The 18,340-nt window shown below is 65.5% G+C and carries 11 protein-coding genes; 4 read left to right on the forward strand and 7 right to left on the reverse strand.

From position 1 onward, the window contains the following. Window positions 1-139: 139 nt before the first annotated feature. Both EHV23_RS00300 and EHV23_RS00305 read right to left on the reverse strand, forming a co-directional pair. Window positions 140-1,012 (reverse strand): hypothetical protein, encoded by an 873-nt coding sequence (locus EHV23_RS00300; protein WP_125094203.1) that lies wholly within the window; start codon window positions 1,010-1,012, stop codon window positions 140-142. A 27-nt stretch (window positions 1,013-1,039) separates the two neighbouring features. Continuing rightward, window positions 1,040-2,491 carry a hypothetical protein gene (locus EHV23_RS00305; protein ID WP_125094204.1) on the reverse strand — a complete coding sequence of 484 codons (1,452 nt, stop codon included), beginning with the start codon at window positions 2,489-2,491 and terminating at the stop codon, window positions 1,040-1,042. 3 nt (window positions 2,492-2,494) lie between these two features. On the opposite strand from EHV23_RS00305, the gene EHV23_RS00310 reads away from it, so the two are divergent. Beyond that, on the forward strand, window positions 2,495-2,839 hold the full coding sequence (locus EHV23_RS00310) for a hypothetical protein (RefSeq protein ID WP_125094206.1): 345 nt from the start codon (window positions 2,495-2,497) through the stop codon (window positions 2,837-2,839). Continuing rightward, on the forward strand, window positions 2,836-3,048 hold the full coding sequence (locus EHV23_RS00315) for a hypothetical protein (protein WP_125094208.1): 213 nt from the start codon (window positions 2,836-2,838) through the stop codon (window positions 3,046-3,048). The genes EHV23_RS00310 and EHV23_RS00315 overlap by 4 nt, the downstream gene beginning before the upstream one ends. Before the next feature lie 422 nt (window positions 3,049-3,470). On the opposite strand, the gene EHV23_RS00320 is transcribed toward EHV23_RS00315, so the two are convergent. Then, window positions 3,471-6,833 (reverse strand): hypothetical protein, encoded by a 3,363-nt coding sequence (locus tag EHV23_RS00320; RefSeq protein WP_125094210.1) that lies wholly within the window; start codon window positions 6,831-6,833, stop codon window positions 3,471-3,473. Between the two features lie 246 nt (window positions 6,834-7,079). Continuing rightward, window positions 7,080-13,934, reverse strand: coding sequence for a C-type lectin-like domain-containing protein (locus tag EHV23_RS00330; protein ID WP_158615756.1), 6,855 nt, complete (start codon window positions 13,932-13,934; stop codon window positions 7,080-7,082). 334 nt (window positions 13,935-14,268) lie between these two features. Here EHV23_RS00330 and EHV23_RS00335 point away from each other — a divergent pair, with 334 nt between their 5' ends. Together EHV23_RS00335 and EHV23_RS00340 are read left to right on the forward strand one after the other, a co-directional pair. Beyond that, the gene (locus tag EHV23_RS00335) at window positions 14,269-14,556 is read left to right on the forward strand and encodes a CopG family ribbon-helix-helix protein (protein ID WP_125094215.1); all 288 of its coding nucleotides are present in this window, start codon (window positions 14,269-14,271) and stop codon (window positions 14,554-14,556) included. Then, window positions 14,553-14,876: a type II toxin-antitoxin system RelE/ParE family toxin gene (locus EHV23_RS00340; RefSeq protein ID WP_125094216.1), complete on the forward strand. Its 324-nt coding sequence runs from the start codon at window positions 14,553-14,555 to the stop codon at window positions 14,874-14,876. The genes EHV23_RS00335 and EHV23_RS00340 overlap by 4 nt, the downstream gene beginning before the upstream one ends. 67 nt (window positions 14,877-14,943) lie before the next feature. On the opposite strand, the gene EHV23_RS00345 is transcribed toward EHV23_RS00340, so the two are convergent. The 3 genes from EHV23_RS00345 to EHV23_RS00355 all read right to left on the reverse strand — a co-directional run bounded on the left by EHV23_RS00345 (window position 14,944) and on the right by EHV23_RS00355 (window position 18,314). Then, entirely contained in the window at window positions 14,944-15,858 is a 915-nt protein-coding gene (locus tag EHV23_RS00345; protein WP_125094217.1) for a hypothetical protein, read from the reverse strand. Beyond that, entirely contained in the window at window positions 15,777-16,382 is a 606-nt protein-coding gene (locus EHV23_RS00350; RefSeq protein WP_125094218.1) for a hypothetical protein, read from the reverse strand. Before EHV23_RS00350 ends, EHV23_RS00345 begins: the two co-directional genes overlap by 82 nt. A 993-nt stretch (window positions 16,383-17,375) precedes the next feature. After that, entirely contained in the window at window positions 17,376-18,314 is a 939-nt protein-coding gene (locus EHV23_RS00355) for an RpnC/YadD family protein (RefSeq protein ID WP_125094219.1), read from the reverse strand. Between the last annotated feature and the right edge of the window lie 26 nt (window positions 18,315-18,340).

The raw sequence follows: 18,340 nt of genomic DNA on the forward strand, positions 1-18,340 counted from the left end.
CTGGCGCGCAGAAGGCGCCGAAAGGGGGCATCCGCCCGGCGCCGGCTTGTGCCTTGCCGACGGGAGGGATGCCCGGTCGTCACCGGCTTTCGCCTGGCGAGGGGCTGGGTGAAGCGTAGCACTACATGGGCTTTTCTGGTCAGATCACAGCCACGGACGGGTGCAGCGGATCATCCACCAGCGGGCTGATGCCCTGCCAAACGGACAGGGGGCTGGTACCGGTGGTGTGCGCATCGGTCTGAACCGGGGTTCCGGTGACGGCCTGTGCGCCGGTGTGAGCCGGTGTGCCTGCGGCGTTCGACAGATCGTGCAGGGCCAGTGTGTCGGGCGTGGCCGGTGCGTCCTGGGTATCCGGCGCGTCCTGGATGTGCTGTGTGCCCAGGGACTTTCCGCTGGTCGTGGACGGGCTGCGCAGGCCCACCTTTTCGTGCCACTCTTCCCAGGTGCCGGTGGTGTCGTTGCGGCTGCGCTCCTGAAAGCCCCATGTGGGCCAGCCGTTCTTGACGGTGTCGCTGGGTTGGCTGGGATCGTCGGCCTTCGGTTCGAGTTCGGCCATCCGGAAATTGCCGCCGTTGTTGCGGGTCGAATCCCAGGCCAGACGCTGCAGTTCGCGGTTGGTCAGGATCTCACCTTCGTGCACATAACGGAAATCATTGGGACCACTTTCGCTGTACAGCCGCAGCGGGGATTTGTAATCGCTGTACTCCACGATGAAGCCCTTGGTGCCGGGGCCCGGCTCCACCACCGTACCAGCGGCCGCCCCCAGCTTGCTGGCGTCCAGATAGCCGGATAGATCGGTATCGTCCGGGCCCTTGCTTGCATCACCGTGAATGCCGAATTTTCCATTTTCGACCATGTCCTGCAGCCATTTCAGTTCCTGCTGGCTGTCGATGGTCAGCAGCGTGCCACCGCGTTCCGCTGCTTCGGCTTCGGCCTGTTCCCGGGTGAGACCTCCGTGCAGAATGATCTCGTAGGCCCGGTCCTTGCCGTCCTGGCTGGTGGCGGCGTCCATCACGATCCGGGTATAGCCACCGTTTTCCTAGGCGCTGATACCGCCCATCTTGAAGAAGCGCAGCGTTTCCGGTGCGGGGCCGTAGGCATTGGGGGTCAGCCAGGTGATGGAGTCGGTGATCACGTTGGGAACCGTTTTGCCGCCGTCCTTCGAGTAGCCGGCCACGGCGTCTTCGTTGATGTCGATGCGGTGGGTGATGTTGTTGCCGTCATCGCCCAGGAAGGCCTCTCCCCGGGCGTCCAGCGGCTCGAAGGTGATCGAGCCGCCGTCGCTCTTGCTGGCGTCCCAGACCAGTTTGGCAAAATCTGCCGCGGAGATGGTGTTGTTGCTCTCATCCGCATTCATCGGGGTCAGCGTACCGTCCTCACCCTTCATGTACAGCGGCGTGCTGGCGCCGTCGAGCAGGTGGGGGGCCTGTGTTTCGACGATGCGGATGGCAGCAGGCGCCCGGTTTTCCTCGCTGCCGATGATCTTGGCCAGGTGGTGCTCGCCCAGTGCGACCAGCTGCTGGAACGGGGCGGCCACCGGATCGGCTTCCTGTTCATAGACCGGCGGCAGCGGCTGCTCGTGCACGTGCAGTGTCTGCGGCTCGGCGCCGATGATGGGCTCCCCGTCCACATCCAGGGCAGTGAACGTCACCGTGCCGCCTTCGTTGTGGGTGGAGTTCCAGCGCAGGTGCTCGTAGTCGGCCTGCTGGATGGTGTCACCCGCCTTCACGGCCCGGGCGGCTTCCGGCCCGTCACCATCCGGATCCAGCAGCAGCGCAGGGGCATTGGGGTCGTCCGGGTTGGTCGGCTGGATGCTGTCGATGCGTACGGCAGGCGGAATGGTGTCCTCGTTGTCACCGGTGAAGACGGTGAAGGGAATGGCGTCTTCGTTGTCGAAGCGGGCGTTTATGTCGGTGACGCCGTTTTCCATCGTATAGTCGGGCACCGGCCGCGATTCATGCACGGTGATGCCCTGGGAAACCGGCGAGCCATCGGCGTCCAGGATGGGCTGGATTTGATTCAGGTCGCTGCCCTCCATGGGCGTGACTACGAAGACCCCGCCTGCATTGCCCGTGGTGTCCCAGCTCAGCTTGCCGAAATCTTCACGGGCGATGACCTGGGTCGTATAGACGGCCTCTGGCGCTTCCGGGCCGTCGCCGTCGGCATCGAACATCAGGCCGCCCGTGCTGGTGCCATCATTGGGGTTGTTCGCGAGCACAGTGATCTGGATGAACGCAGGCTCGCGTGTGCTGTCGGTGCCCGCAAACAGGGTGCGGTCCAGCGGAGTCACGTGGTCGTGTGCAAGGCGGACATACTCCGTGTCGTACACCGGGGCTGCGGGTGATCCCTGCACCTCCACCGCCTGCGCACTCACCCCGGCGATGGGGAATTTCGAGGCATCCAGCGCTTCGAAGGTGAAGGTGCCCCCCGCGTTGCCGCTGGCGTTCCAGGCAATGGCATCGAACTGGTCGGCCGGGATGAGGTCACCCACCTCGTGGAACCGGCTGCACCCGTGCCGCTGACGGCAAGTTCGCCACCCGCCGTGCCCGCGCCACTGGTTGCGCCTGCTGCGCCGGCAGCACTGCGTGTGCCGGCCGCCGCGCCTGCAGCAGCACCATCCGATGCGGTGATGTTGGCCACACCGGCCGCTCCCGTCACTGTGGCGGCCGTGGCTTCTGCAGCGGCTGCCGACCCTGCCGTGCCCACGGCACCGGCAGCCCCGGCTGCTCCCGTGGTACCAGCAGCCGTGCCGGCCCCGGCAGCGGCAGATGCCGCTGCGCCTTCCCCTGCGGGAAGCAGGACGGCGCACCGGCTGTCATCATCGTCGTGCTCCGGATGATGGACGACGGGATTGCCCTGTTCATCGCGCTCTTCCTGCCGGCAGGCCGCATCGTCCTGTTCATCATGTCCGTCCTCTCCGTGCCGGCGTGCACCTGCGCGTCCTTTCCGGACGGCAATCGCATCGGCTGCGGCCAGCAGACTGCCATCGCTGAGTACCTGCATGCCGGAAAGCTCGTCACCCGAATAAATGCGGTGCTTCTGGAGTGAACCACCCTGCACGCGGGGCGTGCTGCCTGACAGTGTGTTGCTGGGGACATCACGTGGCGTATGGGAAGTCATGATGAACAAGGCCTCTTCAACCAGAGTTGTTTAGGATATTCATCATCCATATTTGTCCGACCGGACGCCATTGTTCACGGCATGAATGGTCGGTTGGGGCTGCACTGTGTCATTTGTCATTAGATACGTAACAAAATGGCTGTGTCCATGCCTGTGCCCAGTGAACATGAACGATGGGGTTGCCCGGATGAGGCCCGGCCACCATCGCAGGCAGCCTGGCCAACGCAGCGCCAGCCGGGTCACGTCCGGCGAGAGGACGAATGAGTCCCAGGATGCAGTGGTATCGCGCCCCTGCACGCCCAAAGGGGCGCGAACCATGGCACAACTCGGGCAGCCGGGCCGACGCCCGCTCAGATCAGTGCCAGCGATGCATGCTGCAGATCATCCAGCAGCGCGCTGGTGCCTTTCCAGAGGTTCAGCTGGCTGGCGTCCACGGCCGCGTGCGTGTCGGCATCGGCCTGTGTCGTGGCGGAGGGCGCTTCCTGGCTGGTGGCGCTCACGCTGCGCACACCCAGCCTGTTGTGCACTTCTTCCCACGTACCGTAGGTGCCCAGGCGGTCGCGTTCCTCGAAGCCCCAACCAATCCATTCACCCGTGGTTTTGTCACTGGCTTTGGTGGGATCATCGGCCTGCGGCTCCAGTTCGACCAGCCAGATCTTGCCGCCGTTGTTCTGGTGCGAGTCCCAGGTCAGCCGTTGCATGTCGTGGTTGGACAGAACATCGCCCGTGTGCAGATACTCGAACTTTCCGGAATCGGTGGCGCTGTGCAGGCGCAGCGGGGACTTGTAATCGTTGTATTCGATGATGAAGCCCTTCGCGTTGCTGCCCTGGGCCTCCGGCGTGCCGTCGGCCGTGCCCAGCCTGCTGGTGTACACGTAGCCAGACAGGTCGGTGTCGTCCGTACCCTTGTCGGGTTCGTTGTGAATGCCGAACCTGCCATCGGTGACCTGTTTTTGCAGCCAGTCCAGCTCCTGCTGGCTGTCGATGGTCAGCAGTTTGGCGCCCCGGGCCGCGGCCTGTGCCTGGGCTTCTTCCAGTGTCAGGCCGGCGTGGCGAATGATTTCGTACGCGGCTTCCTTGCCGTCCGGGCTGGTGGCGGCGTCCATCACGATGCGCGTCTGGCCGCCACTTTCCCAGGCCGTGATGTCACCCAGCCGGAAGAATCGCAGGGTTTCCGGTGCCGGGCCATAGGCGTTGGGCGTCAGCCAGGTGATGGAATCATTGGCCACGTTGTTGGCCACGTAATCCTCACTGTCACGCGTGTGACCGGCCACGGCATCTTCATCGATCTGCACGCGGTGTGCCAGGTGTTGGCCCGTTGCGTTGGGGAAGGGCTCTCCCTGGGCGTCCAGTGCCTCGAAAATGAACCAGCCGCCATCGCTCTTGCTGGCATCCCACACCAGGCGGGAAAAATCGGCAGCCTGGATGACATTGTGACCATCCCCGGCCGTCACCGGCGTCAGCGAGCCATCGTCGTTTTTCAGGAACAGCGGCGTTTGGGCGCCGTCCTGCGGGTGCGGCGCCGTCAGTTCGTCGATGCGGATGGCCGACGGGGCGCGGGTGGCGTCGCTGCCGATGATGGTGCTCAGGTGGTCACTCAGGTTCACCATTTTCTGGAAGCCGGCCTGGATCGGGTCGATATCCTGGGCATAGACCGGTGGCAGTGGCTGCTCGAAAATCGTCACCTGCTGCGTCGTGCCGTACGCAACGCCGTCGGCATCCACGGGCGTGAAGGCGAGTCTGCCGCCGTCGCTGCCGTGGGCATCCCAGCGCAGTTTGCCGAAATCATCGGCAGAAATCCGTTGTCCTTCGCTGACAAGGGTGGCTTCCTTGGGGCCATCCCCGTCCGGGTCCATCAGCAGGGCAGGGGTGCCCTGTTCCGACACCGAACCATCGGCGTTCGTGGCCTGGATTTTGTCGATGCGCACGGCGGCCGGTTTCAGGGTGTCGTTGTCGCCGGTAAACAGCTGCGCCTTCAGGGGCGTGACCTCGTCATGCCCGACGTGGACGACCGGCGTGGCGCTGTAGGCGGGTACGGCCGGCGACTCGTGCACGGTGATTTTTTGCGGTGCGGCACCCTCGATGGGGTTCCCCCTCCCATCGAGGGCCGTGAAGGTGAAGGAGCCTCCCGCGTTGTGTGCACTGTCCCACGCCAGTTCGGAAAGCTGGCTGGGCGAAATGACGGTACCGGCCTGCACGGGGATGCGCTGCGGCGTGCCCGATGCGTCGGTCACCACACGATACAGCGTGCCATGGTCTGTGTCCTGACTGGCCGCATCGATGCGGTCGATGCGGATGCCACCGGCCGGTGCCTTGCCGGCATCGCTGCCCGCCAGCAGGGCAGACGGCAGGGAGAGCGTCTGGTCGTGTGCCACGGTCTGCGTCCGGGTCTGTGCGTCGGCGTCATAGACCGGCGGTTCCGGGGACTCGTAGATGGGCACGATCTGCGGCGTGGCGTTGCTGACCGGTACACCGCGTGCGTTGCTGGCCACGAACTGGAATTCGCCGCCGGTGTTGCCTTCGGTGTTCCAGTACACACGGTCGAAATCGGCCCGGGCGATCACATCGCCTTCCTTCAGCAGTCTGGGTTCCGAACCATCGGTGCCACGCAGCCACAGGCCACCCTGAGCGCTGTCCTGGCTGCTGCCGTTGAGGGACACGCGCTGCAGCACCACATACTCGGGTGACACGTCGGCGTTGCCCGTGCCCGCACCGTGGTTGCCGCTTCCACTGTTTCCATTGCCGCTGGCACCGCTGCCGGCGTCACCATTGCCTGCAGGATTGCCGTTGTCACCGCTGCCGTTTCCGCTGCTGGTGCCGCCGTTGCCTGCATGGCTGCCATTGCCGCCCTGTGCTCCATGGGCACCGCTGCCGTGCAAGAACAGGTCACCCAGCGAGCGCTGGCCGTTGCTGGGAACGGGTTGTGCGTCGAGCGTGACCGCCGGTTTCAGCGAATTCTGGGCGAGGCTGCCCGTGTCGTCCTGGGTCTGGGCGTTTCCCGGGTTTTGTGTATTGCCCGGGTTTTGTGCATTGCCGGGGTTTTGAGCGTTTCCCGGGTTCTGGGGGCTTCCCGGATCGATGGAGGGCGTATCGTTGCCGTGACGGCCATTGGCCGAACGGCTGTCCGACGCAGTGCTGTCGCTGCCACCGAATCCACCCAGAGCCACGGCACCGCCCATCAGCAGTGTCTGGGTCAGTGCCGCCGCGCTCGGGGAGATGCCCGTGGCGGCGCCGGCCGTGCCTGCGGCGGCAGCGCCCGAGCTTCCCGTCGTGCTGGCGATACCCGCAGCGCCTGTGGCGCCCATGGCTGCGGCCGCGCCAGTACTGCCGGCCGAACTGGCTGCAGCACCTTCACCGGCCGGAGCGGCCAGCAGGGCGGCACAACTGTCGTCGTCGTCGCGGCCGTCCGCATGCTGGACGGGATTGCCCTGTTCGTCCCTTTCCTCATCCCGGCACGCCCGGTCGTCCTCGTCCTGTCCGTTCCGGCCAGGGCGGCGTGCGCCCGGAAGCCCCTGGCGAACGGCAATGGCATCGTTTGCAGCCAGCAGGCTGCCATGGATGACCGGCGGCATGCCGGCGGGCGAGTCACCGGACAGGCCCGGTTGATGCTGGTGCGAAGCCCCCTTGACCTGGGACGCTTCGCCGGCCGGCATCATGCTGGAGAGACCATGTGACGTGTTGGGATTCATGATGAACAGGGGCTTTGCAGCCATGGTTGTTTATGATGTTCATCATCCCCGCCCCCTTGGCGCAGGGCCAGCAGATCCGGCATGAATGGTCGGCTGGCGCTGCCCTGTGTCAGATTGTGATTTACTGGCTTACCACATGGGGCGTGATACTGGCCAGCACATCCGCCAGTGCTTCTCTGGCGTTGGCCATGTCGTGATCGAGCTGCAGCCCGGTCCAGAAGCCGTCGGACAGGCCGAAAAAGCGGGACAGCCGCAGGCCCGTGGCCAGCTTCAGACCAGTGCCGGATGCTGCGCCGGATCATCCAGCGGGCTGGTGCCGTGCCAGATGTTCAGCGAGCTGGGTGCTGGTCCGGGATCAGCCGTGCCAGAGGAAGCCGTGCCGGTTGCATGGTGAGTCTCTTCCAGGCCTGGCACGTTGTCCGTGGGGGCCTGTGTCAGATCCTGCAGCGTCACACTGCGCACACTGCGCTGGCTGCCTTGCGTGGTCGGGGTGTCTCCCGGAGATTGCCCGGCACTGACCTCCCTGAAGGTCAGGGTGATCGGGTAGCCGACGAACTGGTTCCCGCTGAGCGTTTTATCGGTATGGTTGTCCTCGGGATCCTGGTCGCTGTGACGCAGGCTGGTGCCTTGCACTTGCTGGAACGTGACGGTTCCCCAGCTGTTGGTCGTGGAGTCCCAGCTCAGGCGCTGCAGCTGCTCCGTGGAGAGAATGGTGCCATTCCAGAGCAGGCCCGCGTCGGGATCGAGCTGATCCGGGTTGCTGGCGTCCCGTAGTTGCAGCGGATGCCTGTAGTTTTCGAACTCGATGATGTAGCCGCGGCTGTGACCGGGCTGGCGTCCGCCGATGTGGTCGATGAAGTAATAGTCATTGTCGCTGAAATCGTTGGCGCTGAGGTTCTGACTCTGCATCCAGGCCAGCTCGGCCGGGCTGTCGATGGACATGATTTTGCCACCCAGTGATGCGGCGTGTGCCTGCATCTGTTCCGGGGTCAGGCCGGCTTTCTGGATGAACTCGTAGGCATGGGGGCCTTCCTGGCTGGCCTGCCACCAGATGTATCGTTGACCGGTGGTTTCCTCTGCTGCCGTGATTTCAGAGAAGACCTTGAAATACCGCAACTCGCCCGGAGTCTGCGCTTCGAGTGCATCGGGCCTCATCCAGGTGATGGTGTTGTGCCCCACGGCGACGGTAGCACTGTGTGTGCCTGCCGCTGCAAGCGCGCCGAGGTCTAACGTATTTCCCGCCACCGCATGCTCATCGATGCTCACCGTATGCGTGACCTTCTGCCCCTGCGGGTCGTGCATCACGCGGTCCTGGGCGTCCAGCACCTCGAAGGTGAAGCTGCCGCCGTCGGTCTTGCTGGCGTCCCAGACGAGCTTGCCGAAGTCCTGCTGTTTGATCACGTCGTTTTTCTGGAGCTGCTGCGCCACCGTGCCGGAGCCGTTGTTGTCCCGCAGCTGCAGCGGTGAATGGCTGGTGTCCAGATCATGCGGCTGCACGATGTTGGTGATGCGGATGCTGGCAGGCTTGCGTGTGCCGTCGGTGCCGTTGAGCATGTCGGCATGGTCGGCACCGATTTTCAGCACCTGCGCGAACGGCACGTGCTGCACATCGGTTTCCTTCGTGTACACCGGTGGTGCAGGCAGCTCGTCCACGGTCACGGTCTGCAGCGGCACGCCCGGCACGGGGTTCTTGTAGTAGTCCAGCACCTCGAAGGTAAAGGTGCCGCCATCGTTGGTGGATGCATCCCAGGTGACGCGCTTCATGTCCTCTGTGGAGAGTGTCTGATTCGGGCCAATGGCACGGGGCGCATCGGGGCCGTTCGGGCCATCGCTGTCCAGCATCAGGCCTGCGCTGCCGTTTGTGGGGTTTACGCTGGTGATGCGCACGTAATAGGGCTTGCTGGTGGCATGGGCGCCCACGAAGGTCTTTTCCGGCAGCGTCAGTGTGCCGTCGTAGGGAACGAACTGGACGGGCTGGGAGGCCGGATAGTTTGGGTTTTCCCCGGCTTCCCGCACGGTTACGGTCTGCGCCTGCATGCCCGGAATCATCTGGCCGTCGGTGTCCAGCGGTGTGAACGTGAAGCTTCCGCCGTGGTTGTGGGCGCTGTCCCAGTGCAGACTGCCGAATTCTCCGGGCTGAATCACATCCCCGTCGTTCAGATAGACCTTCTTGCCGCCTCGCAGCACATAGACGGGGGCATGCCCCGGCGTGGTGCCATCGGCCTCGGTGTAGCTGTCGAAGCGAATGGCGGCCGGGGCCCGCTCATGCTGGCTGCCTTCCACCACGGAGGCGTCGAGTGGGGTGCCGGTGGCGCGTTTCACGCTGACCGGTGCGTCAGACGAATAATCCGGATGTACCCGTCCCTCCGAGATGGTGATGGTCTTCTGCACCTCGCTGCCATCGGCGTTCAGGATGGGCTGGCGGCTGCTGTCCAGGGCCGTGAAGGTGAAGGTACCGCCGTTGTTGACATCGGCATGCCAGGTCAGGTCATGGGCGCTGGCCAGCCCCAGCACCTTGCCGGCACCGATGTTTTCCGTGTTGCCATTGACGGTGAGCGTCAGGGCTTCGCTGCTGGTGCTGGGGTCGGCTGGCGAGACGCTGTCGATGCGGATGTAGGCCGGTTTGCTGGTGCCGGTTCCGTCCAGCAGGCTCTGGTAGGTGCTGCGGAAATCCACGGTGCCGTCGTGCTGGACCCGGGCCGTCATGCTGGCAGGGTATTCGGGTGCAACGGGAGATTCCGACACATCGATGACGCGGACCGCGGGCTGGTAGGGTTTTTTCTGGATTTCCACGCCCTGTTCATCCAGCGCGGTAAAGCGGATGCGGCCGCCATCATTGTGGCTGGCATCCCAGCGCACCTGGTCGAATTCACTGGCCTGTACCGTGCTGTTTGTGGCAAGGTCCACCCGAACGCCATTGCGCAGCACATACAGGCCGGGCTGTGCCCCGGCACCGCCGCGTGCTTCGATGCTGTCGATGCGAATCTGTGCCGGCGCAGGGTAGCTGGCCTCGTCGTTGCCGCGGAAGGCCGTGGCATCCACCACCACGTCGGTCTGGTCGTGCGTGGCCCGCGGCCGGATGGTGTCGGGCTCGTAATATGGCGTTTTGGGCAGTTCGTGAATGGCAATGGTGTGTGTCACCGGCAGCCCGTCGGTGCCAACGACCGGAATCTGGTCGGCATCCAGCGCCAGCACGCGGAAGGTGCCGCCATCGTTGAGACTGGCGTTCCAGCTCAGCTTGCCGGCGTGTTCGGCAGCAATGGTGTCGCCGTCGTGCAGTACCCGGTTGGCCTGGCCCGGTACGCCGGTCAGCATCAGCGAGCGGTCGCTGCGGGCGTTGGCTGGCGCCAGGTCCATGATCATGAAATACGCGGCACGGTGCCCGTCGTCATTGCCCAGCAGCATGCTGACGGCTGCGGGGGTGTTCAGCGGGTGATTGTTTTCACCGGCCACGTCGAAGCGGGTGGTATTGCCATTTTCGCCGCTGTTGCCGGTGTAGGTGGGGGCCACCGGCGACTCGTGCACGGTCATGGTCTGCGGGCCGGATCCGGTGATGGGGTTGCCGTCGCGGTCCAGCGCCTGGAAGGAGAAGCTGCCGCCCCCGTTGCCGGCTGCGTTCCAGCCCAGCCGGCCAAAATCGGCAGCGCTGATGGTCTGGCCCACCGCAACCGGCGTGGGCGCTGCGCCACCGTCACCGCCGGCATCCAGCTGCAGGCCGTGGGCCGCGTCGCCGGAGGGTTCCTTCGGATCGATGGCCGTGATGCGCACCTGCGCGGGCGCCCTGCCGGGTGTTTTGCCGCTGAAGATTTCTGCACCCAGCATGGCCGTCTGGTCATGGCCCACCACCACCATCTCGCGCGGATCGGCGTAGTCGGGGATGGCTGGCGCTTCCTGAACCGTGATCGTCCGGGTGAGCGGATTGCCCTGGTCATCCAGATAGGCAAGCCCGTCAGGGTCGGCCACGACGAACGTGACGCTGCCGCCTTCGTTGACCGAGGCGTCCCAGACCAGTTTGCCGAAATCGGCTGCGGGAATGATGTCCCGGACGGCCAAGGGTTTCAGGCTGCCATCGTCCTGACGCAGCAGCAGGCTGCCGGCCGCCTGTGCCCCGCTGCCCGCCGCACTGATGTCCTGAATGCCGATCATGCCCGGCGACAGCGTGCGGTCGGCGCCGGCAAACAGCTCGCGAGCCAGATCATGCTGCTGGTCGTGCGGCACGGTGACGATGCCGGGTGCGCCGGCGTAGTCCGGCGACTGCGGTGATTCGTGTACCGTGACGGTCCGTTCTTCTGCGCCCGGAATGTCGTGCTGGTGACGGTCCAGCGGCTGGAAGCTGAAGCTGCCCCCATGATTGCGTGACGAATACCAGCGCAGCCGGTCGAAATCCTCGCGGCTGATGATCTGGCCTTCCTGAACGACGCCGCCGGGCGTTGCACTGCCCGGTTTTTCGTCCATGACCAGGGCACCCGGATGGTCCGGGTCTTCATCGCGGGGATTTATGTGGGTGATCCGGACGAATGCAGGGCCATTTTCGGGGACGCGGCCGGTGAACACCAGGGTCTGCACGCTGGCGTCTTCCTGCCAGCCCGTCACCAGCGCGCCGAGTTCTTCGTCGTAGCTGGGGGCGACGGGAGACTCGTGCACCGCGATGGTCTGCCGGACGGGCTGGTTATCGGACGTGAGAATGGGCTGGTCCTGGTCGTCCAGCGCCGTGAAGCGAAAGGTGCCGCCGTCGTTGCCGGCCCCGGCGTCCCAGCGGATCCGGCCGAAATCGGCAGCGTCGACGGTGCTGTCCACCGTCAGCGGTTCGCGCTGGCCGTCCCGCTCGATGTACAGGATGGTGGACGGGGTCGTGGCGGTGTCCGGTTCGCCGGTACGGTCGGGGCGAATGTCGTCGATGCGGATGCGTGCCGGCGCGTTGGCAGGCACGCTGCCCTCGATCAGGCTGGCCCCGATGGTCCCCACGGCATCGTGCGCCACCCGTACCGGGGCATTGCTGTCGTATTGGGGCGCCGCCGGTGATTCCTGCACCTGGATGGTCCGCGGGTCGGCACCGCGAATTTCCAGCTGGTTGGCGTCCAGTGGCGTGAACAGAAAACTGCCGCCCCGGTTGCCGGCCGCATTCCAGATCAGTTGGGCAAACCGGGCCGCCGGGATGATCTGTCCTTCGGTGACGGGTTCGCCGTCGACTCCGGCTCCCAGCAGCAGGGGCGGGGTGCCGGCTGGATCATCGCCGTCCGGCTGGATGTTGCTGATGCGGATGAACGCCGGTGCGTGTTCCGGGCTGGTGCCGCTGAACAGCGTGTCGGGCAGCGCCAGCGTACCCTCCCAGGCCACCCGCTGGACAGGCTGATCGCTGGGGTACGCGGGGGGCTGCGGCGATTCGTACATGTGGATGACGGCCGGCCGGGCTCCCTCGATGGGGTTGCCGCGCTCATCCAGTGGGGTGAAGCGGAATGTGCCACCGTCGTTGTGCCGTGCGTCCCAGTGCAGGGTGCCCAGACGGTCCCAGGGAATGATCTCTCCCGGTTTGACCGGCACGGACGTTTGGTCGGCGTGGTTGTATTTCACCAGGCCGATGCCGCTGCCGTCCGGCCCCTTCGTATCGATGCTGTCGATGCGAATGCCGTGCCTGGGCTGATGCGCCGGATCGTTGCCCAGCAGTGCGGCATGGGTGATGGTCGCCAGGGTGTCATGCAAGACGAACAGGGTTACCTGCTCCGGGTAGGCTGGCGGCTGCGGTGATTCGTACAGCGGCAGGATCTGCGGTGTGGCGCCGCCCACGGGCGTGCCGCTGGCGTCGCTTGCCACGAACCGGAGCACGCCGCCGGCATTGCCTTCGGTGCTCCAGTACACGCGGTCGAGATCCGCGCGTGCAATGACGGCACCTGCTTCCAGCTTCGTGGCGGGTGATCCGTCGGTGCCGCGCAGCCAGAGTCCTGCACCACCGGTGGTGCTGGCAGGGTCGGCGTCCTTGGCGCCGGCGTGCTGAACGAGCACGTAGTCCACGGTCTTGCCACCCGGGTCGCGGCCGAGCAGGGCGGCGCCCAGTGTGCGTTCACCGTTGTAGGCCACCGGCAGCGGGTCGAGTGTGACGTTGGGCTTCAGGGGCTCGGGGGCTGGCTCCGGTGCCGGCTGTGGCGCGGGAACCGGGGCTGGGGCGGGTTCGGGCGCAGGCTCTGGCGAGGGAACGGGAGCAGGAACCGGCACGGGCTCGGGTGTGGATGGGGGCTCCGGTGCCGGTGCAGGTGTCGGTACGGGCGCTGGCTCGGGGGCTGGCTGCGGAGCAGGTGAGGGGTGGGGCGCGGGTTCCGGTTGCGGTGCGGGGGCCGGAGATGGTTGAGGGGCCGGCTGCGGCGCAGGGGCCGGTGAGGGCCGTGGTGCGGGTTCCGGTTCGGGCTGGGGCGTCGGCGTGATATCTGCCGGGTTGTCGTTGCCACGCGTATTGCGTCCGTCCAGGGCCAGTCTGGCCGCAGGCGAAGTGCCCATGCCGGCGCCCTGGCCATGGGACACCACGGCAATGCCACCGGCCAGCACCGCAGCACCGGCTGCAATGGCCACCGGGCTGAAGGCATAGGGGGCGCCGGCCGTGCTGGCCAGAATGACCTCGGAAGCAGCGCCCGCCGCGGCCGTCTCCGCCGGTGCCACGGCAGCAATGGTGGGCAGGGTGCTGATGCTGCTTCCGGCTGCGGCGGCCGGGAGCGAGCTGACACTGCCCTGAGTGGCGACGGCTGACACCGAACCGCCAGCCCCCGTTTGCACGGCAGCGGTCATGCCCGCCGGGGCCGCCTGTCCGGCCGGTGCCAGGGCGGCTGCATCGGCCAGCCCCGGCAGCCCGTCAGCGGTGCCGGCCAGAGGGTTCAAACCTTCCGGGGGCAGCAGCGCCACACACTGGTGCGGGCTGTCTTCGTACAGAACCGGTTCCAGATAATCCGGCAGGGCACCCTGTTGCTGTTTCAGTGCCGCCAACAGCTCTTCTTCCGTGCCATCCAGCATTTCCTGCGGCAGCCGTGCACCCTGCGGCGCTGGCCTGACGGGCAGCCTGGCCCGGCCGGCATGTCCGGTGCGGGTAGAGGCATCAGGGGCAGAGGCAGGCGTGGATGATGAGTGGTTCTGCGGCATCATGATGTGAACGGCAAGGCAAGTCCATGGTCACGGTGTCCGATCGTCCGGGTTTTGCCCACGCCCCGGTAGTGGCCCGGGTACGGGCGGCATGTGACGCCCGTCCAGCGCCCGGGTGCGCCGTGGGTGTTGGGTGGAGGCAACGGTACGGGCGAGGGACGGGGGCGCGGGAGGGGCAGGAGCCGGCAGGGAATGCGGGGTGGGGAAGGAAGGGCAGGGGAGGAAGAGCAGGAAGGCAGGGAAGCAGGGAAGCAGGCAGGAAAGCGGACAGGCAGTGCCGGGTTGTGGCAGATACACATGTTATGATGCACTTATCCTGTAACACATCGAGGCCCAGATGACGGACGCAACCTTCACCTTTCGTGTGGATGAGTCCCTGAAGGCAGATTTCACGGCAGCCGCTCGGGGGCTGGATCGCACCGGCGCCCAGCTGCTGCGCGATTTCATGCGTGATTTCGTGCGCCAGCAGCAGGAAAAACAGGCTTATGACGCCTGGTTCCGGCGGGAAGTGCAGGCCGGGCTGGATGACGTGAGTGCCGGGCGCCTGCTGTCGGCAGATGAGGTGGAAGCGCGCTTTGCTGCGAGGCGGGCAGAGGTTCAGCGACGCGGCCAGAAAACACCATGAAACTCTGGTGGACGGAGCGCGCCGTTCTGGACCGGGATGCCATTTTTGATTTCATCAGTGCCGACAGTTCGCGCGCAGCGGTGGAGACCGACGAGCGTTTTGCAAAACAGGCTGGGCTGTTGACCACACAGCCGGGGCTTGGGCGTATCAGCCGGGTGAAGGGACTGAGGGAGCTGGTAGTCGGTAACTACATCCTTGTCTATCAGGTCGTTGACCAGGATATCTACGTCATCCGTGTTCTGCATGGTGCGCAGGACTGGGGTGCATGGTCTGTGAAGACCATGCATGAGCCTCTCGCAAACTACGGTCGCGAACGCTGACAGCGCCCGGATGCGCCGTGGGTGTTGGGGGCATGGAACGACCCATGGGCATGACAGGGGCAGTCAGTCAGATCAGCGCAGGGACTGAATGCTGAAGCCCGTCCAGCAGCAGGGGCTGGCCGATGGGGGCGGACTCGATGATGTAGGTGATCTGGCTGCTGCCGGGCTCCATCTGCACACGGTGTTCGGACAGCACGCCTTCGCTGGTGATGATGTTGAATTTGTCGCCGTCCAGCGCTTCGAACAGGAAGGTGCCGCCCTGGTTGCCATGGCCGTTCCAGTGAAGGCGACCAAAATCCTCCCGGCTGATCACGGTACCGTCGTTGCCCGTGGTTATCGTGGTCACGCTGCCGTCATCCTTGCGCAGTTCCAGGGTGGGCGCGGCGGCACCCGATGCCGTATCGGCGCCGGTCAGCGATGCAACGCGGATGAAGGCGGGCGCATGGGCTGTGCTGGTGCCGGTGAAGATCTCTTCCGAAAAATGGAACTCGCCACTGAGCGGCAGCTTCAGGTGGGTGGTGTCCGTGGTCCAGGTGGGCGCCTCCGGCGATTCATGAATCTGAACGGTCTGTGGTGCCACGCCGGCAATGTGCGCCTGCGACACGGTGTCCCCTTCGTGCAGTTCATCGCGGGTGCCGCCGGTTTCCTGCAGGTACAGGGCACTGTGTTCCGTGTCGGTGTCGTACATCTCCTGAATGGTACCGATGCGGATCATCGGCGGTGCCTGGCTGTCATCCGTGCCTTCCAGCGCCTGCTGCAGGGTACCCTGACCATCGTGCGGGACCAGCATGGTCAGTGAGGTTTCGGAGTAGACGGGCAGCGTGGGTGATTCGTGAATCCCCAGCGTCTGTGCTTCGGTGCCGCTGTAGGGCTGGTGATCTGCGTTCAGTGGGGTGAACGTCAGCGTGCCGCCCTGCGACGAGCGTGCGTTCCAGGCCAGACGGCCCAGATCGGCCAGCGCAATTTCCTGACCCGCCTGCACGGGCTGTGCGTCCCCGTTCCATCGGCCGGGCGCAGGACCAGGTCTGCATCGCCCTGGGTACCGTCTGCACGGGTGATGCGGTTGATACGGATGTAGGCCGGCAGGTGCTTCGGATCCGTACCGGTGAACAGGCTGCTGTCCAGCGTGGAGAGCTGGTCATGGGCAACGGTGGTGCGCTGCGAGGCGGCGGCGTAGGTGGGGCCGGTGACGGCCTCGGTCTGCGCGGGCGGGGTGGGCTGGGTGGCAGGTGGGGTTTCAGCGTTCGCTGGCAGTGTGCCAGTGCTGGCTGGCGGTGTTTCAGTACCGGCCGCAGGCGTGTCAGTGCTGGCAGGAGACGTGGGGGCATCCGTGCCGGCTGCGCTGTTTCCGGTGCTGCCGGCGCCGGTGTAGTCGGGGTCGCCGGCGCCGTTGACGGTGCCGTTCGAGTCGTCACGCCTGATATTGTCATGCTGGAGGGTAGTGGCGGCTTCACCGTTCTGGGCAATGACGGACGGCGTGTTCTGGTTTCCCTGTTCCCTGTGCACCGGGCTGGACCGGCGATGTCGAAGGCAGCGTGCCGAGGCTGGAACTGTTGCCGCTGGCAACCGCTGCCACGCCGCCAAGTATGACTGCGCTGCCCACAGCGAGGTCCATTGCACTGAAGGCATGTTCGGCCCCGGCTGTTGCGATACTGTTGGTGTTGGCCGCTGCGGAGCCCGGGCTGCCAGTGGCAGAAGCGGCCCCTGCCGGCCTGGCGGCCCCGGCTGCATTTGCGGGGCCAGCGGGGATAGGGCCGATGCCGGCAGCCCCCGTAGCGGAGCCCTCTGCGGCCGTGACGTTCGCGACTATCGCGCTGGAGGTTACGCCACTGGCCGTTGCCAGAGACGCATCGGCCGTGGCATTGGCAGCCGCCTTATCCAGCAGTACCGGATTCAGTGGGTAACAGCCGGCACCATCGTCGCGGTAGGCCAGTTCGTCCTGGGGCTGGGCTTCCTGATCGTGGCTTTCCTGCCCGTATGTGTCCTGCTCGTGCCTGTGTTGTTCGTGTCTGCCTTGCCCGTAGGCGTCATCCTCGGGGGCGTACCGGTTCGCATCGCCGGAACGTGTCGAGCCGGGCTGGGAGAGAACGCGCCGGGTGCTGGTCTGGGTTGCCTGCTGGCTGGTCGGGGCGGAAGCGGAATGTGCGGACATGAAGGGCACCGTCTGGTTGGTATGTGCCCATCGTTATATGTTTTCTGCACATTGTGGAGCAGGGGCGTTCGGGCGGGCTTGTGGTGCCGATGAACGCAGCCAGAAAATGACACGCGCCCGGATGGTGGCGCGGGGATATCACCGGCTGAAATGGTGACGGCTGGTGCGGGCATGAAAAAACCGCACAGCCTCCACCGCCGGAAGGGCAGTGGGCGCTGTGCGGCCGGGCTGCTGCGTGACCGTCGTGTCGTGTGGCAGTTGCACGCGGGATTGTCGCACCTGCCACCGGGCGGGATGGACGCTGCGCGGGGGCGCAGAAGTCCATGAAACGCCCTGTCGTACCCGCCCTATTGCAGCTGGAACACCTCGTCCAGCGTCTGGGCCGACAGGATCCTGCGCGACCAGTGCTTCAGCTCGTCCAGGCTGGCCGAGGCCAGACGGCGGGTGACGGCTTCGTCCAGAGGACCGAAGCGTTCGGTCAGCAGTTCAGCCAGCGTCTGCTGGCGGCCGTCGAGGAGGCCTTCCTGCCGTCCTTCCTGCAGTCCCTTGTGCCAGCCTTGCTCGATCCAGCTTTCTGCCAGTTGGTTCATGTGTCGTTTCTCCTGTGGGTACAGCCGAGCGTACAGTTGCTGCTCTGTGGTGTCGAGTTTCAGGTAGGTGTGGATGATGCCCAGGTACTTGACCAGCTGGTCGGGATCCTGCTCCAGTTCCAGCAGCCCCTGCCAGGCCTGACCATACACCCGAACCCGGGCTTCCGGGGTGTTGGGGTAGTCCATCAGGGCCGTCAGGATGCGTACGGCGATGTTGGCGCTGTGGGCGTAGTCCGCCGCCCGCAGGTCGGGCAGGTGGCAGCGCAGGAAGCCGAACTGCAGCGTGGTTACGTGGTCTCCGCCGAGGGTGAGGCCTTCTTCCATTGTGCCACGCTTGACGGAGATGACAATCTGTACGATGTGCCGGGTCTGTTCCCGCCGCATCACCCGCACCGTGTACCCCAGCAGCCGCTCCGGGTTGAAGCGGGAGGGTACGGTTTCTTCTTCCAGCAGGATGATCAGGTCCTCCCGGGAACCGTCCCGCCAGCGTACCCGGATAGGCATGTCGAGAATCAGCTTGCCCTCGGTCATGTCCGTCTCGGGTGGTTCCTGACCAAGGAAGGTAATCTCGATGTCGTCGTCCAGCCCGATGTGCTCGTCGGCCGCAAAGAAGGCCAGCGCGGCCTGGGGATAGTCCTGCACGAGGTTCTTGAAGATCCTGTCGTGGTTGATGGGTGGGGAAGGGGATGCGTTCATGCCAGTGCCCAAAGGTTTGTTCATGA

The organism is Lautropia dentalis, from assembly GCF_003892345.1.
GTDB classification, from domain to species: domain Bacteria; phylum Pseudomonadota; class Gammaproteobacteria; order Burkholderiales; family Burkholderiaceae_E; genus Lautropia; species Lautropia dentalis.